The organism is Aurantivibrio plasticivorans, from assembly GCF_055392955.1.
In genome coordinates this window covers 952,447-979,158 of sequence record NZ_AP036020.1, presented here as the reverse complement: position 1 = coordinate 979,158, position 26,712 = coordinate 952,447, and the positions used below count along the sequence as shown (strand labels likewise).

Below are 26,712 nucleotides of genomic sequence, written 5' to 3'. Positions count from 1 at the left end.
AAAGGGAACTGCAGGTGGCTAGTTGACGAGTAGCTAGTTGATAAGTTGTCACGTGTACCGAAGAGACCACTAACAGCATTCAAGCTGTTATTCAGCAATCATTTTTACGGCGAGTTATTCGCCAACTAAGTAGGGCAATTTAGCAGTGAGAAATAAGCGTATTAGTATGGATGTAGCACGCCTAATAATAAGATCCGCGACAAGCCCAAGCTCTACTTCCAATAAAAAGGGATCGCTAGCACCCAATAGTTAACACTATTGTCGAGGTGCGATCATCCACCTCGCTAACAGCGCCTTGTAAAGCAACACCTGAAGTAAAACCTTAATTAGCTATTTTTTAGCACGCCACATGTTTCATGTGAATAACAACAAAACCAACCGGCAATCGCCGAAATAAACGCCTTTATACCGGAGACATCAATGCACACAGAGCCATCGGAAACCACTGTCGCAGAACCCGCCGCCCCCTCTGCTACTAAACCGGCCTCCAACAGTTCTAACCTCAACTCGACTGCACCAGGCCAAGTTCGCGTCATTAAGCGAAATGGCACGGTCGTTCCTTATGATGCGAGCAAAATTGCCATTGCCATCACTAAAGCCTTCCTTGCCGTTGAAGGTGGCACAGCCGCAGCATCAAGCCGTATTCACGAAACGGTAGAAGACATTACAGACCAGATTTCAAGCACCTTCAAACGTCGTATGCCTTCCGGTGGCACCGTGCACATTGAAGAGATTCAGGATCAAGTCGAGTTATTTTTAATGCGATCTAGCGAGCATAAAGTGGCTCGTGATTACGTGCTTTATCGTGAGCAGCGCGCTCGCCTCCGTGCGGAAAGCCAAGCGGCCCAAGACTCACACCATCCCACCATTCAGGTAACCATGGAAGACGGCAGCAAAGCGCCGCTCAATATGACTCGCCTAGAAGTGATCGTTAGCGAAGCCTGCGCTGGCCTTAAAGGTGTTGAAGCCAATGCGATTCTAGATGAAGCGTTACGCAACCTATACGATGGAGTTTCTATCACAGATGTGAACACCTCGTTGGTGATTACCGCGCGAACCCTCGTTGAAAAAGAACCTAATTATTCTTTTGCCACTGCACGTTTATTGTTAGATAAGCTTCGAGCGGAAGCGCTTAACTTTTTAGACGTTGCAGAATCGGCAACGCAAGCGGACATGAGCACGCTGTATGCGCAAGCACTGCCTGCTTATATCCGTCGCGGCGTCCAGCTAGAACTCCTGTCTCCTGAGTTATTGAACTACGACTTAGACAAGCTTGGTCAAGCTATCGATGCTGACCGCGATTTGCAATTCACCTACCTCGGACTGCAAACGCTCTATGATCGCTATTTCATTCATAGCAACGACATCCGTATTGAATTACCTCAAGTGTTTTTCATGCGTGTAGCAATGGGCCTAGCGACAGAAGAAGCAGATAAAGAAGCGCGAGCCATCGAGTTCTACAAGCTTCTATCGTCTTTTGACTACATGAGTTCTACGCCAACGTTATTTAATGCGGGCACCTTGCGACCACAACTATCGTCCTGCTACCTCACCACGGTACCGGATGATCTTCATGGTATTTATGGCGCCATGCAAGATAACGCCATGCTATCTAAATGGGCCGGCGGCCTTGGTAACGATTGGACCCCTGTTCGCGGCCTAGGCGCTTACATCAAAGGCACCAACGGTAAATCTCAAGGTGTTGTGCCTTTCTTGAAAGTAGCAAACGATACAGCGGTAGCCGTTAACCAAGGAGGCAAGCGCAAAGGGGCTGTCTGCGCTTACTTGGAAACATGGCACATCGATATCGAAGAGTTTTTAGAGTTGCGTAAAAATACCGGTGATGATCGTCGACGTACTCACGATATGAACACAGCGAACTGGGTACCCGACCTGTTCATGAAGCGTGTTTTCGAAGATAAAGAGTGGACACTGTTTTCGCCAAACGACGTGCCAGACCTTCACGACTTATACGGCACCGCTTTCGAACAACGTTTCGAAGAATACGAGCGTTTAGCGGCCGAAGGGAAAATGCGTTTATTCAAGAAAGTCAAAGCAGCTGATTTATGGCGCAAGATGCTAGGGATGCTGTTTGAAACAGGCCACCCTTGGATCACGTTCAAAGACAGCTGCAACTTGCGTAGCCCACAGCAACATGTTGGCGTCGTTCATTCGTCCAACTTGTGCACCGAAATCACATTGAACACCAAGGCCAACGAAGAAATTGCAGTGTGTAACTTGGGCTCAGTGAACCTAGCTCAGCACATCGAAAATGGTCAGCTGAATAAAGCTAAACTAGCGCAGACAGTAAAGACCGCAATTCGCATGCTGGACAACGTTATCGACATTAATTACTACTCGGTACCTGCTGCACGTACATCAAACTTACGTCATCGCCCAATCGGTCTCGGCTTAATGGGCTTTCAAGACGCATTGTACAAAATGCGTATGCCCTACGGCTCGGATGAAGCAGTTAAGTTTGCAGACGAATCCATGGAAGCTATCAGTTATCACGCGATTGACGCGTCTAGCGAACTTGCCATTGAGCGCGGTCGTTACTCGACCTTCGAAGGCTCCCTGTGGAGCAAAGGCATTATGCCAGTCGACTCTTTAGAGATTTTGTTAAAGAGCCGCGGTGCTCAATTCATGGAAGTGGATCGCAGTCAAACGTTGGATTGGGACGCTTTACGACAAAAAGTACAAACCCAAGGTATGCGTAACTCGAATGTCATGGCAATTGCGCCGACAGCGACTATCGCCAATATCACAGGTGTTTCTCAATCGATCGAGCCTACCTACCAAAACTTATACGTCAAATCGAACCTTTCTGGTGAATTCACCGTGGTCAACCCACACCTTGTTCACGATTTAAAAGACCGCGGGCTTTGGGACAACGTGATGGTTAACGACCTGAAATACTACGAAGGGTCTGTGCATCGTATCGATCGAATTCCAGCTGACCTTAAGGCGTTGTATTCAACTGCATTTGAGGTAGAACCACGCTGGATTGTTGATGCGGCCAGCCGTCGCCAAAAATGGATTGACCAAGCACAAAGCCTCAACCTCTACATTTCTGGCGCTAATGGTAAAAAGCTCGATATTACTTATCGCATGGCTTGGTTCCGTGGTTTGAAAACCACGTATTACTTGCGCGCCTTGGCCGCAACGTCAACCGAGAAGTCGACCATTAACTCTGGCAACTTAAATGCGGTGTCATCTGGACAAGCAAGCGCTCCAGCAGCGGCAGGGCCAGCGGAAGTACCGAAAGCCTGTTCGCTAGACGATCCAGATTGTGAGGCCTGCCAATAGGCTGACCGGCAACGGTTATTGGGGGAGAGCGTCTGGCGAGGAGTTAACTGATTGAGCCCGGTTAACTCCTCGTAAAGACCTTTTGCAAAACTCGCTGCAACTCTCTGCGGCGAAAGAACGGAAAAAGTTATAGGTAAAAATCATGTTAAGTTGGGACGATTACAACACCGAAGAGCAACCCACTAAAAAATATAATCCTGCTGCTGAAGAACCTGCAGCACAACAAAACGAAGTTGATTTGGAACTACGTCAAACAGAGGCAAAGGCAGAGCCTGCACTGCCCGAAACAGCAGCTACTCCAACACCTGCACTAGAGCCAGCTAGCAGTGAAGAACACAACATTGATTCTCAGGCGAAGGATCATATCGCCGCAGCGAAAGCCGCCATCGATAATCTAGACCCGGCTCCCGGCTTAGCCGAACTAGAAATGGGCGCATCGCGCATTGAAGTTGACGACAAAGCCATGATCAACTGTCGTGCCGACCTTAATCAGCTAGTCCCCTTTAAATACGACTGGGCGTGGCAAAAGTATCTAGACGGTTGCGCAAACCATTGGATGCCTCAAGAAGTAAACATGACTGCAGACATCGCGCTGTGGAAAAACGCTGACGGACTAAGCGAAGACGAGCGTCGCATTGTCTTGCGCTGCCTTGGTTATTTTTCGACGGCCGACTCATTGGTCGCCAACAACTTAGTTCTAGCGATTTATCGTTTAATCACCAACCCAGAAGCACGCCAATATATTTTACGCCAAGCGTTTGAAGAAGCGATTCACACCCATGCGTACCAGTACTGCATTGAGTCCCTCGGGATTGATGAAGGTGAAGTGTTCAACATGTATCGCGAACTTCCGTCGGTAGCGAACAAAGCAGCATGGAGCTTGAAGCATACTCAAGCGTTGGGTGATCCTACATTTAAAACAGGCACGCCAGAAACCGACCAAGAATTACTACGCAATCTCGTCGCCTTCTATGTCGTCACCGAGGGAATTTTCTTCTACTGCGGTTTCACACAAATCTTGTCCATGGGCCGCCGTAACAAAATGACCGGCGTAGCAGAACAATTTCAATATATTTTGCGTGATGAGTCTATGCATTTAAATTTTGGCATCGACGTTATCAATCAAATTAAACTAGAAAATCCACACCTATGGACGGAAGAGTTCAAACAAGAAGTCATCCAGATGGTGTTGGAAGGCACAGAACTTGAAGTGCAATTTGCGCGTGACACCATGCCTCGCGGTGTTCTTGGTATGAATGCGGCAATGATGGAAGAGTACCTTCATTTCATCGGCAACCGTCGTCTAGCGCAGGTCGGTCTACCTGAGCAATATCCTGGAGCCCAAAATCCTTTCCCATGGATGAGTGAAATCATGGATTTGCGAAAAGAGAAAAACTTCTTCGAAACACGTGTTATCGAATATCAAACAGGTGGTGCCTTAAGCTGGGATTAATACCACTAAATACCACACAACCGGGCGACAAATCGTCGCCCTTTCCGTGCCCAGGGGGAGTCATGGACAACGATAATAAAAAGCTAGATGAAGAAGTAGAATCAATCATTCAAGCACTCGATCAGCTAGGTGAAACACTTGCGGTTATGCACGAAATGATCGGCCGATTGAAATCTAGCGTTCTCGATGTCGACAGCCGATCAACTAGCGCATCAGGTGGTCGACGAAAATCAGACACACAACGAGACGAAAGACTCGATGCATTGATGGCAGAAACCCCCATCATCGTGCATTAAATAGTTTTCACTATACGCATCAGAACCAACCGCGCGTTACACATGTGTACCACAAGGTGATAATAGGGAGAGGTTTTGTTTTATGGCGCAATTATCGAATCATGTGCTATCAAGGAATGCATCAGCGTCAGCATCAACACGATCACGTACGGCATTGATCAAACAGGTCTCTCGTATCATTTGCCACATTCGTGACGAAATTCACCGTGATTACCCGCAAGTCATAATGCCTACTCGCAAAATGGTTGAAGCATTGGTTCACAACGCGTGCCAGCCAGAAAGTTTTTGTGACAACAACTGGCATGACTTAGTCATCGATACTTTAGATCGAATTAACCGCGCCACCCATTTAGATTTTGACGAACGCAGCCAATACACGTTGTCCGATGGTAAAACGCCTCTATTCCCCAATAGCGAACTCTTTGACGAAGTCGATGCCCATCGTTTTAGCCAAGCACTGCTGCATCATTTAGAAAACACTTTACGCTAAGCAGCAAAATCGCCGATGAAAACAACGCTCAATGTTACCGGGAGCTTTCGTGGAACGGTTTAACGACTGGCAGACTGCCGCTATCGCAACGATTAGCGCACAATTGCCGACTCTCAACAAACACCAAATTCTATTAATATCTCCTGAGCCATCTGCGACACTTAAACAGTGGTGCGAGAAGCAATCACTCGCTGACAAGCATATTGCTCTAGATGTTACACACATACAGTCACTGGAAGAAACCTCGGCACTGTCAGAGAATTTTGCGCTAGCGCTTATTCATAGCGTCATTGATGAAAAACCCAAATCACAATCTCAAATGTTACTTGGCCGCTGCCACAACCTTTTAGCCAGCCGCGTGTGGCTAACCGTTACTGCACAGTCTGCATGGACGCTCAGTGACTTTTTAGCGCTAGGTTTCAAACGGGTCAGTACCATTGAAAACCCCTCCGGGGATTTAACTTGCTTCGGCTATGACCTTGCCACCTATAACCACAAACGCAAGTGGAATAACCCCCAATATTGGGCAAACCCAGAAAACTGGAATAAGTTTCGCTGGTAATCTCTCACGTCAATTTAACCTGACTCGACATTGCCGCGGCGAACTCGACATTACTACGGCTAAAAAGTAGCGTGAATCCCAGCGCAACCCCAGGTTTTATCTATACTTAGCTAGAACGTGGTTTGGAAAAAAGCTGATGGCGCGAGTACTTATCGTCGATGACATAGCCGACAACACCCAATTGCTTAAATTTGAACTGGAGGATGACGGTCACGAAGTCTTCTCTCTTGATAATGGTCAAGCGTGTCTAGATTCTGTCGCCGACGTAAATCCAGATGTGATATTGCTGGATATCATGATGCCCGTATTGGATGGCATGTCCACATTGCGCGAACTCAAGGGGCGCACTGCCACTCGAGATATTCCTGTTATCATGATTTCCGCTAATGATGTTGATGAGCAAATTATTAACGCATTAGACATGGGAGCTCACGACTATGTTAATAAACCATTTGTTTATCCCATACTTGCCGCTCGCATGCGATCGGCGCTTCGACTCCAGGAAAGCCAACGCTTACTCGCTCTCGCCAATCAAAGCCTAGCGAAACTAGCCTCTCAAGATCCTTTGACCGGGGTCTACAATCGACGTTACTTTTTTGACCGGGCTGCCAGCGAGTTCTCAGCCTCGAAACGCCATGAACGAAGCATGGGGTTAATCATGCTCGACGTCGACAATTTTAAAGCGCTAAACGATAAATATGGTCACACAATGGGTGATACAGCACTCGCCCAACTGTGCCACACTGCCGGGCAGTTAATTCGAGCGGGCGACTTTATCGGCCGTATGGGTGGAGAGGAGTTCGCCATTTGCTGCCCAGAAACAGATCTTCCTGGAATACAGTCAATGGCTGAGCGCATTCGACGCACCATCGAAAAACAGTCGATTTGCTATGGCGAACTTTCGTGCTGCATGACGGTGAGCCTAGGCGTCACTCACAACCTCGAATCCGACACGCACTTTGAACAATTGTACGAACGCGCCGACCAACTACTCTATCAAGCGAAGGAGCAAGGGCGAAATCGTGTAATCGCCGCCTAGTAACGGGCTATTCGTCGAGCCTTGCTGTTCATTCGTCCCCAAAACGCGACATTTTTACCTTCAAAGGAACATCACTCCATTGTTTTTTTTGTTGGCTGCTACACTATGTAAGACATTTCCTACAAAAACTAGTGTCAATGACGACTATCTGGAACTTAGGAAAGGCAAGATAATACTCATCAACACGGACGTTTCAGGAACACACTCTGATTGACACAATGAGAGTTTCGGCCACGAAGGCCTACTAGGACGTTTGCGCACGGATCGCAGAGGTATGCTCAAGGATATGGATACTTAGAGCATCAGGAATGGGGACTTGCTGGTACGAAACGGACTTTAGGGACACTAGTTTTAAGGGCTCTTAGTTAGGAAATTAACGCAAGGATGTTAAGCCAGGATGGCTTTTTGGTCATGAGGGACGGATCTCACGCACGGAATGTCGACCAAGCAATTAAAAACGGGCTGTGTAAAACAGCCCGTTTTTTTATGTCTGGCAATGACGGCTAGCAACCTTATAACCCCCATCCAAACCAACTAACTCATTAAGACAAACCCAGTGCTGCTACACGTTCTCGCAATACCGGCACAACCTCCTTCTCAAACCAAGCATTATTACTTAGCCAACGACGATTGCGTGGCGACGGATGAACTAAAGGCATGAACAAAGGCGCATACCTAGCCCATTGTTTTACGCACTCAGTTAACGTCGAAAATTTCTCAGGCAAATAGGCCTGCTGAGCGTAGCGACCAACCAACAGCGTCAACCTAACGTTTGGCATCGACGCGAGCAGTCGGCCATGCCAGTGTTCTGCACATTCAGGCCTCGGCGGTAAATCACCACCACGCCCCTTACCCGGATAGCAAAACCCCATAGGCATAATCGCAACTTGAGAAGGGTCATAAAACACATCGCGCCCCATGGCCAGCCAATCGCGTAAGCGGTCGCCAGAGGGGTCATTCCAAGGAACGCCGGTTGCATGAACCTTAGTGCCGGGCGCTTGCCCAATAATAAGCAATTTGGCCGTTGAGCTAATTTGAACGACAGGCCTCGCGCCTAAAGGCAACGACTCCTCGCACACTGTACACGCACGCACTTCCGCCAGAAGGTCTGTCAAAGGGATGATAGTTGACGAGTTATTTTCCACGCGAAACCTCAGCGGCCTCGAAACATATTTGCGTTTGCAGCGAGATTATCGCAGCGTTCGATCAGGGATTTCATCTCGTGGGCGATCGCTAAAATGAATATTGCCGTCTTCATCCGTCCATCGATAGACCTGAGGTTCTGGCGTCGATTCGGATTCTTTTTCCATCTGGCTTTTTACCTGTGTCACTATGGGCGATTGAGAAACATCCGTGTTCATAATTGCGCTGACAATATTCATGAATCTCGCATCTGCCATTAATGCCATCGGATTCTTGGCTTGGACTTTTTTTTGAAACTCTGGGTCGCGCAATACCGCTTGAATTTCCGGGTTGTCTTTGATGGTTTGCGCCCTTCCCCAAAGCGTTGCCATTTGACCAGCCAATGAGTGATTGAACTCACTAGGGTTACTGGTATCAATGCCCGATGCTTCGGCTAATTGCTGAATCTGTTCGTTATCAGCAAACGCCTGAAAAGAGGGTAGCTGCGCGATTGCCTCTGGATCGTTACTCGCGAGCACGGCCTGATTGTCTGGGTTATTGAATAAATCTTTCGCGGCAGGGCTATCAAACACTTGTTGCATACCACCGACAATAGCTGCTGGATCAGTCACTAACAGACTCGTCATCTTAGCCACAGCGGGTTCCGCATCAAGCCCAGCGGCTGCCCAACTCGCAACACCACCGGCTACTCGCCTGGAAATTTGTTCAACACGACTAGGCGACTCAACCTGCACCGCGTCCGGCCGAACAGTGCTATAGACATCACGAAAATAACTCACAATAAACACCGCCGCCAAGCCAAATACCGAGCCCACCAACGCCCCGGTGGTAAGCCCCAAGACTTTAATCGCAGGAGAGCGCTGCTGCTTAATAGGCAAAAGTTTTCTCAGCAAAGAAATAAGTAAACTCACTAGCAACGAAGCGCCAAAAAACAACCCGATTGATGCGGCAATGAGCGACGCAAAGCCTTGAATAGTCGTTCGCTCACTGAGAACTTCGCTCAACGGCTGAGCAAATATAAATGCAGCGGTATAACCTGCAACCAAACCCAATATTCGGCCAAGCGCTGACAACGCACCCTGGCGGTAGCCCTGAAAACCAAAATACAGCACGCAAACCAATAAAATGATCCAGCTATATGACATACCTTTCTCCAACTATCGGGCCGTCACCCATAGTACCAGCGCATCGGACTCGCTGACCGAGACCAAACAATGGCCCATAGCCGCATCGTAATACATACTGTCGTTCTCATTCAGACGAACTGGCTCATAGTGCTCTGTATAGACGTCAATACAACCCTCTAACACTAGCAAAAACTCTTCTCCAGCATGCCGCACCCAACCCTCAAAATCATCAAATGAGCGCGCTCGAACCCTACATTTAAACGGCACCATCTTCTTGTTGGTAATCGATGCCGCAAGTAATTCATGCTCGTAAGTCGAGGTTGGATGAGGCTTGCCCTCGCCAGACCGAGTGACATCGCGGCGACTATTGGCAGATGAGCCTGGGGTGACGGGAGTGAATAACTGCGGAATGTCGATGCCTAACCCAGCGGTAAGCTTCTGCACCGCCTGAAAGCTGGGGGAAATCTGCTCGTTTTCGATTTTGGACAGCGTTGAGCGCGCCAACCCTGTTAGCTGGCTGGCCTCCTCCAAGGTCAGATTATTCGCTAAGCGAATTTCTTTAAGTCGCTTTCCAAGCTGCAACGGCTCCTCCAGACGGGGCTCCGCGCTAGGAAAATCGACTACGTCGTCGGCACGCTGGATGATTGGAGTAGCAGTAGATAGTGGCTTGTCTGGCACAACAGGTCTCACACGATTGGCACTGAGAGGCTAGCCTAACACAGCCCTACAGAGTTTGGAGACAAATTCCCCTAATGGAAACATAAGTTTCCTATAAGAAATTATTATTTGTGGAGCGATCACGACTTCTCTATCATCTCCCCCCTTCTCAACACCTATGAATTCAGACAGGAAACCACCATGTCGACTCAAGCGTCCTCCCCAAATTGGCAAGTAGCCCCTCTTACAGGCTTTGCGCAACGCCACATTGGCCCAGATACCCAAGAAACAGAGCAAATGCTCTCCAGCCTCGGAATCAATTCGCTTGAGCAACTGGTTGAAAAGGCCGTCCCCGCTGCGATCCGCAAAGACAAGCCACTAAAACTCGGCTCACCTCTATCAGAACAAGAGGCGCTGACAGAGTTGAAAGCTATCGCCAGCAAAAATCAAATGTTCACTAGTTACATTGGTATGGGGTACCACGACACTTACATTCCACCCGTCATTCTCCGCAACGTGTTAGAAAACCCAGGCTGGTACACCGCTTATACGCCATACCAACCCGAAATTTCACAAGGCCGACTAGAAGGGTTGCTCAACTATCAGCAAATGATCGTCGACCTCACCGGGCTAGACATGGCCAACGCATCGCTTCTGGACGAAGGTACCGCTTCAGCAGAAGCAATGGCACTGGCAAAACGCCAGGTAAAGAAGAACAAGTCCAATGCATTTTTTGTCGCCAACGATGTGCACCCACAAACTATTGCCGTTGTGAAAACTCGCGCCGAGCATTTCGGCTTTGAGATTATTGAAGGCGATTATACTGAACTCGATCAACACGAATACTTCGGCGCACTCCTGCAATACCCCGGTAGTACAGGCAAGGTTCAGGACCTCACCCCGTTTATCGAAACTATCCACAGCAAAAATGCATTAGCAACCGTCGCCAGTGACTTGATGAGCTTGGTATTGTTAACGCCGCCTGGAGAAATGGGTGCAGATATTGTAGTCGGTACCAATCAACGTTTTGGCGTACCCATGGGTTTCGGTGGACCACACGCTGGTTTCTTTGCCTTCCGTGAAGAATACAAGCGCAACGCGCCTGGCCGTATTATTGGTGTATCGATCGATAAAAAAGGCAACCAAGCGTTGCGCATGGCGATGCAAACTCGCGAGCAACATATTCGTCGCGAAAAGGCCACCTCAAACATTTGTACGTCGCAAGTTTTATTGGCATTGATTAGTGCGTTCTACGGGATGTATCACGGCCCCGATGGATTAAAAGCCATCGCCACAAAAATTCATAATCAAACCAAACAACTAGCAACGAACGTAAAGGCCGCCGGTTTTACATTAGTAAACGATACTTTTTTCGATACACTAGAGATTACGGTTAAAAACCAAAACGAAATCATTGAAAATGCGAAATCAAAGCGCATTAATCTTCGTGCTATTGGTAGTGATCGAGTTGGCCTTAGTATAAATGAAACAACCTCTGATGCAGACTTGGCGCTTTTGCTAAGCTGTTTCACCGAAAACGCTCTGATTCAAGCGAATGATGACAGCATCGGTATCCCCTCTGCATTAAATCGCCAATCGGATTTTATGACGCATGTGGTATTCAATAGCTACCACAATGAAACCGAAATGATGCGTTACCTAAAACGTTTGGAATCAAAAGACGTTGCGCTGAACCAATCAATGATCCCTCTCGGCTCATGCACCATGAAACTGAATGCAGCCGCGGAAATGATTCCCGTCACCTGGCCGGAATTCGGACGCATGCATCCGTTTGCACCTATAGAACAAGCCGAAGGTTACAAAGCCTTGTTTGAAGATTTGCAACGCATGCTCGAAGAATGCACCGGTTACGATGCAATCAGCTTACAACCCAATGCCGGTTCGCAAGGTGAATACGCCGGTCTTGTGGCAATCAAAAAGTATTTTGAAAGCAAAGGCGAAACACAACGCACCATTTGTCTCATTCCGTCGTCGGCTCACGGTACCAACCCAGCATCAGCGATGATGACAAGTTTAAAAGTCGTCGTTGTGAAATGTGATGGCGACGGCAACGTAGATATCGCCGACCTAAAGGCGAAAGTTGAACAGCACGGTGATACTATTGCCGCGCTAATGGTGACCTACCCATCTACCCACGGCGTTTACGAAGAAGGTATCCGCGAAATCTGCGAAATCATTCATTCCGTCGGTGCACAAGTGTATATGGATGGCGCCAACTTAAATGCACTGGTTGGTGTTGCAGCACCGGGTGAATTCGGCAGCGATGTCTCGCATCTTAATTTACACAAAACATTCTGTATTCCGCACGGTGGTGGCGGCCCAGGCATGGGCCCAATCGGTGTGGGCGCACACCTAAAACCATTTTTGCCAGGTCATCCAGTACAAAGCGTACCCGGCACCGACCCAAGCAACGGTACTATTTCTGCCGCACCCTGGGGCAGCGCTAGCATCCTTCCCATCAGCTGGATGTACATCAAAATGATGGGCAGCGAAGGCATGCGTAACGCAACCGAATATGCGATTTTGAATGCAAACTACATTGCCAAACAACTCGATAGCTCATACCCTGTCTTGTACAAAGGCAAGCAAGGGTTCGTTGCACACGAATGTATTATCGACATTCGCCCACTGAAAGAATCTAGCGGTATCACTGAAGAAGACATCGCCAAACGTTTAATGGATTTTGGTTTCCATGCGCCAACGATGTCATTCCCCGTAGCGGGCACCTTGATGATTGAACCGACGGAAAGTGAGTCCAAAGCAGAGATGGATAAATTCATCGAAGCGATGATCACCATCCGCCAAGAAATTGATGACGTAGTGAAAGGCAACTACACACTAGAAGACAATCCGCTGGTGAATTCACCCCATACATTAGAAGATGTATTAAGCGCAGATTGGGCACACCCTTACAGCCGTGAAAAAGCAGCGCGCCCTGCCAGTTACTTAAACGACTTTAAGTACTGGCCTACCGTCAACCGTATTGACAACGTTTATGGCGATAGAAACTTAATGTGCACATGCCCTAGCATGAGTGAATTTGAAGAAGAAAACATTTAGAAACATAAAACAAAGGGAAGCAACAGCTTCCCTTTGTTTTCAACAACTAAAGCTCAACAATAATGTCAACACGACGTTTCGTTTCTTCATCCAAGCCATTCGCATAATGATCGATAGTTTGGGGTCGATATTGATGTGTTTGCCGAATGATTTCTTGGCGCACGCCGAGTCTTGTTAGCGCCAGCACAACCATATCAGCGCGTGCCTTGGCTGTTTTTTTCTCCTCTCTCAAATCAACACCGTCGACAACATAGGGTTTTGTTGCAGCATACCCAACAACCTTTACCGAGGCTGGCTTCGCCGCTTTGATATACAGTGCGATTTTTTCTAACAATACTTCACTGTATTGGTAATTGAGAAAGCTAGAATTAAAATGAAATAAAACAGAAAACGTTTTATCTACGTAAGGCGGTGGAGGCAGGTCCCGCGGCACATTGGTTGGTTTCATCACATCTTTAGGCAACGAGAAAACCCTACTTGGGTATTCATCCGCCGTGATCACGTGTTCAGGGCATTCCTCATCGAGCAAGGACACACGAACTGGCTCAAGCGTCACACCACCACAAAATTTTTCATTACCGGGCGACACCACACCTTCAACCAATATCGCTTGACCCAATAGCGGTTTTGATTTTGCCGCGCTAACATCATACTGAACCCCTGACCCCCGCTCGGTTGCCAACCAACAACCTGATTTTGGACCCGCGTCGACATCGCGATACACAGGGCATGAGATGAAGGCTACCTCTTCACGCGTCCCTTCTTGTGCAAAGGAAATGATGCTAAAGCATAGTGACGCGATGATTACACCCAATCTAACCATCACAGCACACTCATTAAATTAGTAAGGTCTTGTTTTTCTTGTTCGGTCAAATTCATTTGATAACGACGCACGTAGTAATCAACAATTCCGCGGATATCCTCAGATAAACCATTGGAAAAAAATGGCGCACGGGCACTCAAACCACGCATATTTTGGATGGTTATTTTACCGATATCTTTGCAGCGCCCCGTTGTCAGCGCCAAACCAGGATCACGAGTAAACACCTCGCGCCCCAAGTGAGGGTGCGGCGCAAACCCTGGCTTACACGTTAATTTAAAAAGTGGTAGGTGCGGTGCAGGGTCGGCAAATGGCTCATTGGTCGTTCCCAGGTCCACTTGCCCAGGGGCCACATCCATTCCAGTTCTTGTCATGTTGTGGCAAAAATTACAATCATTTCGCACAGGATTACCGAACCCCATATCAGTAATACCTGCACTGTCTTTCACTAAGAACGTGCGATTGCGAAACAACATCACGCCACGAGCGACCGACAGACGAAATGCTTTTTGCTCTTCTGTTAAATGGCCAAATTTTTCGGCGCTGGGGTTTTTCAACAACTCTAACCAAGCATCAAATTCGGTCCACATTGGCAAACGTCTACCGGAATTAAGCACGCCTGCGTCGGCTTGCGCCAAGTACTGTGGACCACCTTGCGCACCATCTGATGTTAAATCCCCACCCTTAAAATCAAACTGTTGAGCGGCATAAATCTGCATTTGAAACGCAACCATCTCTTCAATTACTTCATCTGGCATGACGCCTGAAAATTCAAGGTGGCCACGTAATGCATCACGAGTTTGCTCCTCGATTGTCCAGACACGACGATCCGCAGTGATATTGCCACTCATGGGTTCGCCAGTTTTTGGATTGATAGGTAAAGGCAAACCATCTTTAGGCTCAAAGGGAAAACCAACCGCAGTAATGAATTTTAAGTTGGCTACAGGACGAGGCCGCCGATAAACGGATATGGCCGGTTCTTTCGCATTAAGGCCATAGTTTTTACTGGTGTTGCACCCCGTCGGATCTCTTACCACGTCAATCGTAAATTGGGGTTCTATTGGCTTTCCTAAATAGGGTTGCGGTGGCCAGGGCCGAGGAACGCGAATAAGCCCATAGTTAAGCAAAAGCGAATGAGATTTTTCTTCTCCTTGCGGCAAGTTCGGGCAATCAGAACCATCTATTGCCGCAAACAAGGGGTCACGACCATCGGTTGCCTTCCAGCGTTGCCGCACTGAATCTATCGACAAGCTCATGCCGTCCGCAGGCTGGTGACAAGTTACGCATGCACGACCATTTGAACCCAGGGGCTCAAAGAACGGATGTCCTTTTGTGTCTATTGCTCCTGACTCGTTGTAAATTCTCAACAAACCGCTGTCATTCGCGTAGTCTGTTGATTCATTCAATGGCTCGCCTTGGCCGGGGCTCCACCAAATACGCTCAACGTCAGCTACCGCAGCCGATGAGGCTGTCAAAATCAAAGACGCTACCATTGTTTTCTGCAGGATCATAGGGTTGCTTAAATAATAATTATTGGTATCAAAAATACAAAAAGCCATGGAGAGTTTAGCAACCCATCCATGGCTTTAGTAGTTAATGATTGTGAATCAATTTAAAGGTTTTTACGCACGAAAACAGAGATCATACGCCCCAAAGGAGAAGCCGCTGTGGGGTCGTACCCACCACCACCATTAACCCCTGGTGCAATATTCGCGTAAGGAGGCTCTTCGTCGAGTAAGTTTTTGATGTTCATTCCCAGCACCAAACCATCCGACAGGCTCGCTGCACCAGATTCACCAAACGTCCATGCCACATCGAGATCAAATGTATTAAAGGCACTGACTGTTTCGGGTGTTGCAGCACGATCATTGGTATAGCTATTGACGTGATTCCAGGTCAAACGCGTTGCAAGGTTTTCCAGACTCCAATTAACACTAGAGCGAGTTTTCAAGGTCAACGGGTTAAATATCGTGTTGCGATAATCATTCAGTTGACCCGTTGGCGTAATCGCTTCTTTGTAGTCAGCGATGTACATTCCACTCACTTTAAAGTCGATAGTGCCGTAGTCATCCAACGCGAGGCCGTAGTTAACTGCCACGTCAAAACCAGACGTTTCAGTTCGCCCAAGATTGTTTGTTCGACCATCCACAAACAACGTTACAGGTACTGGCGGAACACCGCGCGCATAGCCAAAGCCATCCGCGAGAAGATCATTCACATGAGCGTCAGCAGCGGCATCGCGTAAAATAATGCCTGTACCGGCAAATTCACTTTCCAGCGCAAGAATCGAGAGATCCGCTAAATACGCTTCGATTTGACCTTCATAGGTCACGTCAAAATAGGTCATGCTAAGCGAAAACTCGGGCAAAAACTCGGGCGAGTAATCGAAACCAGCACTCCACGTTTCAGCTTCTTCAGGCGTCAGGTCCAAGTTACCACCAGATAACGCTACGCCTTGCACAACCGCACCGCCATTGGTTGGGTCAGAGTATGGCTGAACAAATAATGCTGACGAATTACCATAGAGCTGCGAAAAGAGGGGTGCACGGAAAGATGTTCCGTAGCTAGCCCGAACCGTCAGTGAATCCGTTGGCTCCCACGTGATGCCATATTTGGGGTTGGTAGTGTTTTCAGATAAATCTGAATACTCGTCTCGTCGCGCTGCAATGTTCAACTGCAAACTGTGTATACCCGGTATCGCATTGTCTGCACCAAATACGGGAATCAACAATTCTGCATAAGCACTACGGATATCGCGTTCAAAGAAACGTTTGCTGTAGGGTCTCGACGCGCTTCCACGTTTTAACCATGGCTCATAGCTAAGCTCTTGCTGCTCGATACCAAGAGCAAGCTGAACATTGCCACCCGGCAGCTCCATTAAAGAACCGTCGGTATGTAGTTCGTAAGCTTTCATTTTGTGCGTGTTTTTAGCAATGAAAACTTGATCACTAATGGCTGCAAGCGTCGCTGCCGAGGTGCGATGCAAGCCGAAAGGATCAAACGCAGTCGCCGGATCACTACTTGCCAAAGCAACAGCTAAGCTACTGGTTGGGCCACGAGAGTCTAAACCAGCCGTCGTATTTGACTGACCATACAAATCACCATAGGTCATCAAGCCTTTCACGCGCCAATCACCGGCCACATCCAACTCAAAACCCGAGGTCATTTCCCAACTGCGCTCACCACCGGTTTGCTCATCGGGTGCTAGATCGTCGATGAAAGAGTAATTCACGGTTACCGACGTTGGCGACATTCCCTGTGGTGCCACAAAAAACGCATTCGTGTCCGGAACGACTAAAGCCCCACTAAAAGATGCGGGAGAACGTGTGAAAGATCGGTCCGCATAAAAACCATCCAGTAACCAAGTGAATGTATCACTGAATTCAAATTTCGAGGTGAATGCTAGGTTCTCGTATTCTTGTCGCGGGAGCAGATCTTGATTAGGTAAGCCCTCACATAAATTCGAGGTGTCCGCAATTAGCTGATCGTTGTTGGCAGGGGTTACACCACCAACAGGGATAGCATAATTCACACCGCCTACAACCATCGTACCCGGTGAACAACGGTTTACGCGATAGTCAGCATTGGGGCGCTGATCCGATGTAAAAAAGTCTCTATCGTTTCCATTCAGTTCACTGCGCTGACCTTTTTCTGCGGCCACAAAAAATGAACCGTTGTCCCACGTTGTCCCCCAGGACAATCCAAATTTGTACTGATCGAAATCATCGGCACCACCGTATTGTGCAACGAATTCGGCACCGTCTACATCGCGACGCATAATTAAGTTCACCACACCAGCGACTGCATCAGACCCGTACACAGCTGATGAGCCATCAGCCACGATTTCTACGCGCTCAAGTGCCAGGCTCGGCAAAACTGACGGATCGATTGCACTACCGTTACTGTTGACCCGATGCCCATCGACTAGTGTCAATGTTGCGTAGGGGCCAATACCACGTAGGTTAATGCTGTTCCCCCAAATAATATTTGAGCTTCCGCCCGACTGGCCACGTGATGCCTCAGATACACCGAGGTCGAAGACCTGTGGTACTTCTTTAATCATCTGATCAACTGAAATCGCAGGCGAAGCCTGAATATCATCACGATCAAGACTGACAATGGGCGAGCCAACCGGTGCTTCAGCACCACGCAAGCGAGAACCTGTCACCACGACTTCGTCCATGGCGTCATCGCTGCTGCCTTGAGCAAACAGTGTTTGACTAGGCAATGCAACCACGCTTGCGGTGAGCAGAATTGAATAAGGTAGGTGTTTTCTGGACATAAGTCTCCCTCCTCGTATGAATACGAGTTGTTGTGTAGATGTATCTAACGAACAGCTAGGTGACGTGTTCCGTGGAGTTTTTTATTTAAGCATTAATGCTTTTTATAGTTATATAGACAAATAGCTTTTATTCACTTAGTTCAAAGTCAATATGCTCTCATCATTATTGTATTAGCTCGTGATGAAAAATCATGATTGATTACCGGCACCCTAACCCAAAAATAAGCACCAGATTATTGGTTTGCACCACAAACTATTTTGCGATAGTGCGTCTAGCGTTTTAATAAATCAAGGGGTCATTCACAAATTTGAATAGGAGAAATCAAACAATTTCTGGCGATACGTTCTCCGCTATTCACGACAATCCATCGCTAGACCGCCATTAATTTTCTCTATGAGGGCACTCACGTAACGAAAGATGGCCTCGCCATCAACTCCGTAGCGGCTCAACATTTTCGCATCCTGCAATGCGATGCGGTGATAAATATCGTTCAGCCTGACCTGCTCACTTTCATCAAGCTCAACAAATTCAACACCTTGTTGCTCGCCGTATTCCACTGCTTCACGATTGCCTTTGAGGATATAGTGGGCGATACGCTCTTCCCAATAACGACCACTACGGGTAAGTACCGCTTGCAAATCTTCAGGTAGTTCAGCCCACGATTGATCCGAAATCCCTCGCGACGGATAACCACCGCGATGCATCGCAACACGGTTAAGATATTTACCAATTTCAGCAAAATGCATTGAACGTAAGGTGTCTTCTGGTGTTAACACTCCATCAATGACTCCTTTCGCAAAGGCTGAATACACATCACCCATTGGAATGAGCACAGGATCACCACCCAACTCATAGACCACGGGCACAAGCGCCGTCGGCGCTCTGAGCCGCAAACCAGCAAAGTCTTCTAATGTACGAATTGGCGCTTTCCGAGTCAGTACATAAGAGGGCGTTCCTCCCTGCACCACAAGTACCTTGACGCCTTCTAGCTCCTCTTGAAAAATCGGAAAGTCTCTTAATAAACAATGAAATACATTCACTTGTGTATCTATCTTATCTGCGCCAGCATAAAAGCCTGTCTGAGCCCTCGTCGCATGCATGCCAGCTCGCATATAAATTGGCGTAATCATCGCGATATCGGTAACACCGTGACGCAATTCAATAACACTTTGATCGCCGGAGATAAGGCTGGCCGACCAATAAGGATGAATTTTTATTCGCCCATTACTCTGCTCTTCGACATACTGCATCCAATCTTTGTCGGCGTGACTGAATGTATGATTGGAAGGGAGTGCCGAGCCATAGGTTAAGTGGTAGACACCCTCTTTGATTTTTACAGCAAAACTAGCCGCACTAAAAAACGACAATATAAGAGCCAAACACCAGAGGTGTTTCACTCTACGTTTATGGGTATTTGTTTTTTTCACAGAAACATTAAAAATTAGGGATAACACGATGACCCTCTGAAATATATATTTGATTATTCTTATTCATCACATCTACATTAAATATGGATTGATTGAAGACTAACAGAACTCATTGCCACGATAAACGTTTGCACTGCAAACTAATTCTATTTACACTTTTCGCGCACCACAATCATTACCCACCGATAATGTACGTTTTCACGAGGCCCCCTATGAGCATGCCGCCACCTCTACAAGGCATTACTGTTGTTGATTTTAGCCATGTTATGGCCGGCCCGTTTTGTACCCACACATTAAAAACCTTAGGGGCTCGAGTCATAAAAATCGAGCGTGCTGGCGAGGGTGATGTCATGCGTCACTATGATACGCGTGAAGAATACAAAGGAACGGCCCCCCCTTTTATAGCTGTCAATTGTGGAAAAGAATCTATAGCGCTAGATTTAAAATCAGAAGCCGGACTAAGGATCGCAAAACAACTATTAGAAAAAGCTGACGTAGTCGTCGAGAATTTTCGTCCCGGTGTGCTCGACCGTCTAGGATTAGGCTACCACGAAAACAAAGCAACTAACCCCGGCGTTATTTATTGTTCTGTCTCTGGATTCGGAAAATCCGGCCCCATGCGTGACAATCCAGCCTACGACCATGTGGTACAAGCGGTCTCAGGGGTTATGTCGTTAACTGGCGAGCCTGGCAGCAAACCGACCAAAGTGGGCTTTCCGGTACTGGATACGTTTGCAGGCTATACAGCGGCAAGCGCTATTGTTGCGGCTATTCTCCAACGGGAGCGATTTGGTGAAGGCCAATACATTGATGTTGCCATGTTAGACGCATCACTAAATTTAATGATCGCGATGGTCGCACCCTATCTCATTGCCGGTGATATTCCTAAAAAAGTTGGCAACCGCGGGTTTAACATGAGCCCAACGTCCGACACTTTTCAAGCCGCTGATAGCGAGATATCTATTGGCGCTAATACACAGGTGCAATACGAAGCATTATGTAAAGCGCTTGATCGTGAAGACCTCATTCATGACCCACGTTTTGCCGAGCGCGAAGGGCGGATCAAAAACGAGATCGCACTTCGCGACGAAATTGAAAGCCGTACGCGCGAAAAACCCGCCGAAGAATGGGAAATTATTTTTAACAAAGTCAGCGTTCCGTCCGCAGCAGTGAGAACGATCAACGACATTGCCAACCACCCCCATGTCGAACAACGACCGCTGAAGGTCTCAATTGATCTACCTCACAACCCATTAGCTAAAACGCTTGGACCAGGTTTTCAGCTGGCCAATGTGCCACCCGAAAGCCTTGGAGCGGCACCTCAGCTGGGTGAGCACACTCGCGCACTACTTATAGAATTAGGTTACACCAACGATGCGCTAGACACCCTGGCCGAACAGGGCGCTATCCAAATCGGACAGTCGCGAATCTAATTTAGTAGCTCAGCAATTTCTTCTTCACTAAAACCAAATTCCTTCAACACCGCTTGATTATCCGCACCAGGCATTCGCCCCAGGTGACGGATGGTCCCCGGGCTAGTAGAAAGTTTTACTGCGGGTCCAATTTGCTGTGTTAATTGGCCATCACTACCAGGCACGCTAACTACAGTACCTCGTGCAATAGCATGCTCATCACGCAAAGCATCGGCCAGCTCGTAGGCCGGAGCTACTTGAGTACCCGCCTCCCTCAACAGAGCGAACCATTCATCCCGTGAACGCGAGGCAAATACTTGAGTAAGCTCGGCATCTCGAAACTCAGCGTCTTCTCCCTGCGCAAATTGCAACGGCGTTAAATCTTCCCTGCCCACTGCGGTACAAAATTTTCGCCAGTACGCTGGCTCTAAATCTGTGGTACATAGTACCTTGCCATCTTTCGTTTTCCACAAGCCAATATTGGCACCCCGCCATGACTTCGGTGGCGCCTTACCCTCCATCAGATAACGCTGCATGACTGAGGTCATCATTGATAGCGCGCAATCAGACATGGCAACGTCAACCAATTGCCCGTGTCCTGTCGCGTCCCGTGATCGCAGGGCAGCCATGATACCGATAACTGTATGCAGCCCGGTGGCCAAATCACCGACCGGCATACCGGGAATATTAAAATCTGCCAATTCACCTCCCAGGCGACTTAGCGCACCGGATAGGGCCAATGCGATCGGATCATGTCCCGCCAGAGACTGGTAAGGGCCGCTCTGCCCGCAGACGGACACTTCGACATGAATAAGAGAAGGAAACTGTTGTTTAACCGAAGCGTAATCTAACCCCATTGCTTTCGCGTTCTCTTGACGATAGTCATGGATGAGGACATCGAAGCCAGCAATCATTTGTTGCAATGCGCTCCGCGCTTGCGCATCTCGCAAGTTGATACACAGCGAGCGTTTATTTCGAGCAAGCATTTCCTGCTCTTTAATAGCTCTTAACGCCTCAGCGCTGAGATGATCACGTCCGAACACTTTATTCTGTTTAGCAACCTCGTTAGGCTGCTCTACACGGATCACATCAGCACCGTAATCGGCCAGTATCATCGTTGCGTAACCGGCTGGTAAAAAGCGTGATAGATCCAGCACTTTGACACCCTGTAGGGGTAGCGGCGTTGCTTGCAGTTTGCCGGTGTCACTCATAAAAAACCTCTATAACCAAGAAAAGGGCTATCGCCTCACCTATTAAAAAAATACACTGCGCTATGCGAACTTTGCTATTTAGCCTAGGCGCGACTCGACACATCAAGATAGTTTGTGGTACAAACTATATCAGTGCAAAGATACCAAACCAAGCGACAATATTGGCGCTATCTCAACGCTTAAAAAACAATAATATAGATCACGGATCATAAATAGCTTCGATGCAAGAACCAACCAATTCCACAACGCAATTTCGTACAATGACAGCCATTAAACTTGCTGGCGCAATCACATTGGCATTGACGATGTTACTCGTTAGCGCCAGCGCCATTGGCCGTCATTTTGGACTGCCCCTACCAGGTACTGTAGAAATTGTAGAAGCACTAATCCTAGTTACCGCAGCTGCCGGCATACTATCTACTACTATCGAGCGTGCACATGCTTCCGCGAAATTAATAACCGAACTTCTTCCTCCAAGTACTCGACGTTTTGTTGAGGTGCTCGGGCTGATATTAGGTATTATTTTTTGTGCAGGTCTAGTAATCGGCAACACGTGGTTGATCTATGACGTTTGGGGGTTACAGGAAGCAAGCCACTTACTGGGTATTCCTATCGTGCCTTTACGGATCTTATTTGTAGCAGCACTGACCTGCACTGGTTTTATGTTGGCTCTACATCTATTCAAACCGGTTCCATCTAACGACTCAGACGATAGCGAGACACGAATACCATGATGGAATTTATATCACCAGAGATGCTTGGCGTCATTGGCTTCATAACGCTGCTGGTGTTATTGGCTGGAGGCATGCCTATCGGCTTTGCCTTGGGGTTTGTTGGTTTTGTCGGTTTAGCGGTGTTGATTGACTTCGAAGCGGCCGTCATTAAATTGGGTGTGATTAGCTTTAGTATGACATCCCACTACGAATTGGGTGTCATACCGCTGTATCTATTAATGGCCCATGTATGCTTCGCTTCGGGGGCAAGTCGTGATTTTTTTAATGCAGCCTCTCGCTTATGGGGCCACCATCGTGGCGGGCTAGCGATTGCATCCGTCGGCGGCTGCGCTGGCTTTGGTGCGGTAAGCGGCTCAAGCCTCGCAACAGCCGCTACCATGGGCTTGGTCTCCATCCCTGAAATGCGCGCAAAAAATTATTCCCCCAAATTAGCCACGGGTTCCGTCGCCGCTGGCGGCACTGTGGGGAGTCTAATCCCTCCCAGCGGGATGCTCATCGTATTGGGGATTTTAACCGAGCAATCTATTGGTAAATTATTTGCCGCTGGCATTCTACCTGGTGTTACACAAGCACTATTCTACGTTGTTGCCATTGCCATTATTTGTCGTATTAACCCAACGCTTGCGCCAACGGTTGCAAAAGCGAGCTGGAAAGAAAAGATTCAAGCACTGAGCAAGATCGGTGACTTATCACTGCTCATCTTTATCGTCATTGGTGGGTTGCTCATCGGTTGGTTCACACCAACAGAATCCGGCGCCATAGGCGCTTTAGGTGCAATTACACTTGCTATGGTAAGAAAGCGCTTAACGATGCGTGCATTTATCGACTCACTATACGAAACGTTGCGCACTGCCGGTATGTTATACGTCATTATTATTGGCGCATTTATTTTTAGCACATTTATATCTGCATCCGGATTGGCCAGTGATATTTCCGATTGGATTTTAAACGGCCAACAATCCACTATTGGGGTGATGCTTGGCATATTGCTCGTCTACTTTATTCTTGGAATGTTTCTCGACGGCATGGCCATGATGGCTCTCACCATACCTATTTTTTATCCCATCATTCAGTCATTGGGTATTAGCGGCATTTGGTTTGGCATTCTTGTCGTGCGTGCAATCGAAATCGCGCTAATTACACCACCTGTGGGAATGAATGCGTTTGTTATTCACGGTATTAGCAAAGACATTCCACTAAAAACTATTTTCGCCGGAATTGGTCCATTTCTTATTGCCGATCTATTCCACGTTGTTCTACTTCTCAGCCTACCGATCTTGTCTCTGTGGCTGCCTAGCTTGATGTAAGCATTTACGTATGAGTATTTCATCACCACGCAATCTTTCCGATAGCGATATCGCTAGCCTTCTCAAGACACTGAGCGAAGACCGTCTCGTGGTCGCAAAACGACACAAGGCTGAAGGCAAAAAGGTTATCGGTTACATTAGCAACAATGTGCCGCTTGAATTGATTGATGCTGCCGGCATTCTGCCAGTACATCTCGCTGGAATACCGGGAGAAAGCACGCCTCTGGCGGATCGCTTTTTAGAGCCTGCTTTTGACCCCTGGAGCCGTTCTATATTTAATCGCTTACTGCGCGGAGACTATGATTTTCTAGATGCTATCGTATTACCTCGCACGCATGACTCATTTCAGCGGCTTTACTATTATCTCTGTGAAATTGAGCGTTCGCATCCAGAGTTTTCATTACCACCTATCTATCTTCTGAATTTGCTACATACCGATAGAAAGAGCACTAGAAATTATAACCGTGCTCAATTTGATGATTTCAAAGCCTACCTTTCAACAATCGGCTCAGAGATTACCAATCAACGATTATCCACCAGCATCGAGCGCTACAACCAGTTACGCATCCAGCTAAAATATTTTTCCGATCTTCGCGCAGATCGTACTAGATTTTTTTCAAACACGCTCTGCTATCAAACCTATGCTGCATCGCAGTCTTTTCCAGTGAACACGGCGATCGACGTTGCACTCTATGCCTGTGAGCAATTTAGCGAGAAGCCAGATAAAGAACGGTTCCTAAGACTAATAGTCGCTGGAAACGGATTAGATTATCCGTTGCTGCATACAGTACTGGACAGACATAACTGCCTATTGGTTGGCGAGTATCACAGTCTCGGCAATCATTTTCTCGATACACCACTCATCAATATCGATGATAACAGCGACCTGACTGATAAACTTGTTGATCACTATCAACTACACACTATCAGTGGACGCTCATTTGATAGCTCAGCGAATAACTTGCTCGACTTTTCACATAGCCAACAGGCAGATGCCGTACTTTTTCACTACTTATTAAAAGAAGAAGCACTCGCATGGCATTACCCTGCACAGCAACGCGCTATTGTCGACTCAGGATTAAGCACCGAGCTAATGATCGACCAGCCCTACCAACTCGATGTGGACGCGCTTACTCAAGCTATCGCATCGTTAAAGTCAAAAATCGGAGGTTAACATGCCTGGCCTTTTATCTGGCTTGCGCGTCCTTGATATGAGCGACTATACCGGCGCGACAACGGGAAGCTTTCTTGCATCCCTTGGAGCCGAAGTAATCCGTATCGAACGGCCGGGTAGCGCGTCTAATCATCAGACATTGATAGCACGTCGAGGAAAAAAATCCATAACCTTAAACCTAGACGACCGCAACGCGATTGCTCTGTTTAAAGGCCTAATTAAAAAATCGGATTTTTTAATTGAAACGTTTAGACCTGGGTTTCTCAAAAGCAAAGGCCTGAGCTATGAAGAGCTCTCAACCATCAACCCCCAATTAATTCATGTATCGATTACACCTTTTGGGCAAACCGGCCCCTATAGTCAGTTCCTAGGCGGTGAATTGGTTGCTTCTGCCATGGGGGGCACCCTAGCCACCTGTGGTTATCCAGATGATACGCCAGTATTGGAAGCACTCGATGCTTGCAGCTTCCATGCATGTTCCGCAGCCGCCATGGGCGCCATGTTTGCACATCGAGACCGGGGGCTCACCGGGTTAGGTCAACACATTGATTGCTCTATTCAAGAAGTCGCTGCAAGCCGCAATACAAACAACCTTTTATCGTATCAATTTGATAAACGAAAACTGGAACGTGCAGGCAACAAAGTGCGCTTTGGCGTTGCCACCGTGCGCGTAGTCTGGGAGCTTGCAGACGGCTATTGTTTCCACAGTTTAATGACCGGTAAATTCGGCGCTCCAGCGAACTCCGCTTTATCTCGGTGGATGACTGAAGAAGGCTATGAAAATCCTATGGCTGATGTGAACTGGGATACTTACGATCGGAGCGCATTACCCGCAGACACACGACTGATTTGGGAAACCGCCATCGCAGCGTTCTTCAAATCAAAAACTAAAGCACAGATTCGTAACGAAGGTCATCAGCGCGGAATACGTGCGACCGTTGCAAATGATCCAACCGATGTGATGAACGATGATCATTTAAACGCTAGAGATTTCATTCGTTCAGTGGAGATGCCCAATGCTGGAGCTATTCAGCTGCCGGATTATTTCGTTCGCTTAAGTAATAGTGATTTTCGAAACCCAGCCAACATTCCTTCGTTAGGTAAAGACAATACCGAAGTATTTTCACAGCTACTCGACATTGGTGCCTCTGAGCTAGCCAATCTTCACGCTAAGGGGGTAATTTAGA

The 26,712-nt window shown here is 47.7% G+C and carries 20 protein-coding genes; 12 read left to right on the top strand and 8 right to left on the bottom strand.

The features are described from left to right. Window positions 1-420 precede the first annotated feature (420 nt). The 6 genes from ACZ5NB_RS04310 to ACZ5NB_RS04285 all read left to right on the top strand — a co-directional run bounded on the left by ACZ5NB_RS04310 (window position 421) and on the right by ACZ5NB_RS04285 (window position 7,149). Window positions 421-3,309: a ribonucleoside-diphosphate reductase subunit alpha gene (locus tag ACZ5NB_RS04310; RefSeq protein WP_460231759.1), complete on the top strand. Its 2,889-nt coding sequence runs from the start codon at window positions 421-423 to the stop codon at window positions 3,307-3,309. A gap of 142 nt (window positions 3,310-3,451) precedes the next feature. Beyond that, window positions 3,452-4,762 carry a ribonucleotide-diphosphate reductase subunit beta gene (locus tag ACZ5NB_RS04305; protein ID WP_460231758.1) on the top strand — a complete coding sequence of 437 codons (1,311 nt, stop codon included), beginning with the start codon at window positions 3,452-3,454 and terminating at the stop codon, window positions 4,760-4,762. 62 nt (window positions 4,763-4,824) lie between these two features. Further along, window positions 4,825-5,058 (top strand): hypothetical protein, encoded by a 234-nt coding sequence (locus ACZ5NB_RS04300; protein WP_460231757.1) that lies wholly within the window; start codon window positions 4,825-4,827, stop codon window positions 5,056-5,058. Window positions 5,059-5,140: 82 nt separating this feature from the next. Continuing rightward, window positions 5,141-5,548 (top strand): hypothetical protein, encoded by a 408-nt coding sequence (locus ACZ5NB_RS04295; RefSeq protein ID WP_460231756.1) that lies wholly within the window; start codon window positions 5,141-5,143, stop codon window positions 5,546-5,548. 49 nt (window positions 5,549-5,597) lie between these two features. Beyond that, window positions 5,598-6,110 (top strand): DUF6231 family protein, encoded by a 513-nt coding sequence (locus tag ACZ5NB_RS04290; protein ID WP_460231755.1) that lies wholly within the window; start codon window positions 5,598-5,600, stop codon window positions 6,108-6,110. Between the two features lie 136 nt (window positions 6,111-6,246). Beyond that, window positions 6,247-7,149: a GGDEF domain-containing protein gene (locus tag ACZ5NB_RS04285; RefSeq protein ID WP_460231754.1), complete on the top strand. Its 903-nt coding sequence runs from the start codon at window positions 6,247-6,249 to the stop codon at window positions 7,147-7,149. A gap of 542 nt (window positions 7,150-7,691) precedes the next feature. On the opposite strand, the gene ACZ5NB_RS04280 is transcribed toward ACZ5NB_RS04285, so the two are convergent. From ACZ5NB_RS04280 to ACZ5NB_RS04270, 3 genes are read right to left on the bottom strand one after another with little or no spacing between them, the layout of a single operon-like run. After that, window positions 7,692-8,294 carry a uracil-DNA glycosylase family protein gene (locus ACZ5NB_RS04280; RefSeq protein WP_460231753.1) on the bottom strand — a complete coding sequence of 201 codons (603 nt, stop codon included), beginning with the start codon at window positions 8,292-8,294 and terminating at the stop codon, window positions 7,692-7,694. 45 nt (window positions 8,295-8,339) lie between these two features. Then, complete coding sequence (locus ACZ5NB_RS04275; RefSeq protein ID WP_460231752.1) at window positions 8,340-9,437, bottom strand: CvpA family protein; 1,098 nt, start codon at window positions 9,435-9,437, stop codon at window positions 8,340-8,342. Between the two features lie 12 nt (window positions 9,438-9,449). Next, window positions 9,450-10,097: a helix-turn-helix domain-containing protein gene (locus ACZ5NB_RS04270; protein WP_460231751.1), complete on the bottom strand. Its 648-nt coding sequence runs from the start codon at window positions 10,095-10,097 to the stop codon at window positions 9,450-9,452. 180 nt (window positions 10,098-10,277) lie between these two features. Here ACZ5NB_RS04270 and gcvP point away from each other — a divergent pair, with 180 nt between their 5' ends. Further along, window positions 10,278-13,157, top strand: coding sequence for an aminomethyl-transferring glycine dehydrogenase (gene gcvP / locus ACZ5NB_RS04265; protein ID WP_460231750.1), 2,880 nt, complete (start codon window positions 10,278-10,280; stop codon window positions 13,155-13,157). Window positions 13,158-13,203: 46 nt separating this feature from the next. Here the strand turns inward: gcvP and ACZ5NB_RS04260 are convergent, their stop codons facing one another. The 4 genes from ACZ5NB_RS04260 to dctP all read right to left on the bottom strand — a co-directional run bounded on the left by ACZ5NB_RS04260 (window position 13,204) and on the right by dctP (window position 19,627). Continuing rightward, the gene (locus ACZ5NB_RS04260) at window positions 13,204-13,983 is read right to left on the bottom strand and encodes an OmpA family protein (protein WP_460231749.1); all 780 of its coding nucleotides are present in this window, start codon (window positions 13,981-13,983) and stop codon (window positions 13,204-13,206) included. Further along, entirely contained in the window at window positions 13,980-15,488 is a 1,509-nt protein-coding gene (locus ACZ5NB_RS04255) for a hypothetical protein (RefSeq protein ID WP_460231748.1), read from the bottom strand. The genes ACZ5NB_RS04260 and ACZ5NB_RS04255 overlap by 4 nt, the downstream gene beginning before the upstream one ends. A gap of 101 nt (window positions 15,489-15,589) precedes the next feature. Then, the gene (locus ACZ5NB_RS04250) at window positions 15,590-18,259 is read right to left on the bottom strand and encodes a TonB-dependent receptor plug domain-containing protein (RefSeq protein ID WP_460231747.1); all 2,670 of its coding nucleotides are present in this window, start codon (window positions 18,257-18,259) and stop codon (window positions 15,590-15,592) included. Between the two features lie 351 nt (window positions 18,260-18,610). Further along, window positions 18,611-19,627 carry a TRAP transporter substrate-binding protein DctP gene (gene dctP / locus ACZ5NB_RS04245; protein ID WP_460231746.1) on the bottom strand — a complete coding sequence of 339 codons (1,017 nt, stop codon included), beginning with the start codon at window positions 19,625-19,627 and terminating at the stop codon, window positions 18,611-18,613. A 272-nt stretch (window positions 19,628-19,899) separates the two neighbouring features. Between dctP and ACZ5NB_RS04240 the strand changes: the two genes are divergently transcribed. Next, window positions 19,900-21,120 carry a CaiB/BaiF CoA transferase family protein gene (locus tag ACZ5NB_RS04240; protein WP_460231745.1) on the top strand — a complete coding sequence of 407 codons (1,221 nt, stop codon included), beginning with the start codon at window positions 19,900-19,902 and terminating at the stop codon, window positions 21,118-21,120. Here the strand turns inward: ACZ5NB_RS04240 and ACZ5NB_RS04235 are convergent. Next, entirely contained in the window at window positions 21,117-22,310 is a 1,194-nt protein-coding gene (locus tag ACZ5NB_RS04235) for a CaiB/BaiF CoA transferase family protein (protein WP_460231744.1), read from the bottom strand. The two genes, ACZ5NB_RS04240 and ACZ5NB_RS04235, sit on opposite strands and share 4 nt — an antisense overlap. A 260-nt stretch (window positions 22,311-22,570) precedes the next feature. On the opposite strand from ACZ5NB_RS04235, the gene ACZ5NB_RS04230 reads away from it, so the two are divergent. Genes ACZ5NB_RS04230 through ACZ5NB_RS04215 form a run of 4 tightly spaced genes read left to right on the top strand, consistent with a single transcriptional unit; the run spans window position 22,571 to window position 26,711 of the window. Then, window positions 22,571-23,044 (top strand): TRAP transporter small permease, encoded by a 474-nt coding sequence (locus ACZ5NB_RS04230; RefSeq protein ID WP_460231743.1) that lies wholly within the window; start codon window positions 22,571-22,573, stop codon window positions 23,042-23,044. Beyond that, window positions 23,041-24,351 carry a TRAP transporter large permease gene (locus tag ACZ5NB_RS04225; protein ID WP_460231742.1) on the top strand — a complete coding sequence of 437 codons (1,311 nt, stop codon included), beginning with the start codon at window positions 23,041-23,043 and terminating at the stop codon, window positions 24,349-24,351. The genes ACZ5NB_RS04230 and ACZ5NB_RS04225 overlap by 4 nt, the downstream gene beginning before the upstream one ends. Window positions 24,352-24,361: 10 nt before the next feature. Next, window positions 24,362-25,525, top strand: coding sequence for a 2-hydroxyacyl-CoA dehydratase (locus ACZ5NB_RS04220; protein ID WP_460231741.1), 1,164 nt, complete (start codon window positions 24,362-24,364; stop codon window positions 25,523-25,525). Window position 25,526: 1 nt separating this feature from the next. Continuing rightward, window positions 25,527-26,711, top strand: coding sequence for a CaiB/BaiF CoA transferase family protein (locus ACZ5NB_RS04215; RefSeq protein ID WP_460231739.1), 1,185 nt, complete (start codon window positions 25,527-25,529; stop codon window positions 26,709-26,711). Window position 26,712 lies beyond the last annotated feature (1 nt).

Bases quoted from the DNA above. Each gene is read 5' to 3' on its own strand.
- gcvP (WP_460231750.1), top strand. From the start codon at position 10,278: ATGTCGACTCAAGCGTCCTCCCCAAATTGGCAAGTAGCCCCTCTTACA.
- ACZ5NB_RS04230 (WP_460231743.1), top strand. From the start codon at position 22,571: ATGACAGCCATTAAACTTGCTGGCGCAATCACATTGGCATTGACGATG.
- ACZ5NB_RS04255 (WP_460231748.1), bottom strand. From the start codon at position 15,488: ATGATCCTGCAGAAAACAATGGTAGCGTCTTTGATTTTGACAGCCTCA.
- ACZ5NB_RS04225 (WP_460231742.1), top strand. From the start codon at position 23,041: ATGATGGAATTTATATCACCAGAGATGCTTGGCGTCATTGGCTTCATA.
- ACZ5NB_RS04300 (WP_460231757.1), top strand. From the start codon at position 4,825: ATGGACAACGATAATAAAAAGCTAGATGAAGAAGTAGAATCAATCATT.
- ACZ5NB_RS04295 (WP_460231756.1), top strand. From the start codon at position 5,141: ATGGCGCAATTATCGAATCATGTGCTATCAAGGAATGCATCAGCGTCA.
- ACZ5NB_RS04240 (WP_460231745.1), top strand. From the start codon at position 19,900: ATGAGCATGCCGCCACCTCTACAAGGCATTACTGTTGTTGATTTTAGC.
- ACZ5NB_RS04215 (WP_460231739.1), top strand. From the start codon at position 25,527: ATGCCTGGCCTTTTATCTGGCTTGCGCGTCCTTGATATGAGCGACTAT.
- ACZ5NB_RS04310 (WP_460231759.1), top strand. From the start codon at position 421: ATGCACACAGAGCCATCGGAAACCACTGTCGCAGAACCCGCCGCCCCC.
- ACZ5NB_RS04220 (WP_460231741.1), top strand. From the start codon at position 24,362: ATGAGTATTTCATCACCACGCAATCTTTCCGATAGCGATATCGCTAGC.
- ACZ5NB_RS04235 (WP_460231744.1), bottom strand. From the start codon at position 22,310: ATGAGTGACACCGGCAAACTGCAAGCAACGCCGCTACCCCTACAGGGT.
- ACZ5NB_RS04275 (WP_460231752.1), bottom strand. From the start codon at position 9,437: ATGTCATATAGCTGGATCATTTTATTGGTTTGCGTGCTGTATTTTGGT.
- ACZ5NB_RS04250 (WP_460231747.1), bottom strand. From the start codon at position 18,259: ATGTCCAGAAAACACCTACCTTATTCAATTCTGCTCACCGCAAGCGTG.
- ACZ5NB_RS04285 (WP_460231754.1), top strand. From the start codon at position 6,247: ATGGCGCGAGTACTTATCGTCGATGACATAGCCGACAACACCCAATTG.
- ACZ5NB_RS04305 (WP_460231758.1), top strand. From the start codon at position 3,452: ATGTTAAGTTGGGACGATTACAACACCGAAGAGCAACCCACTAAAAAA.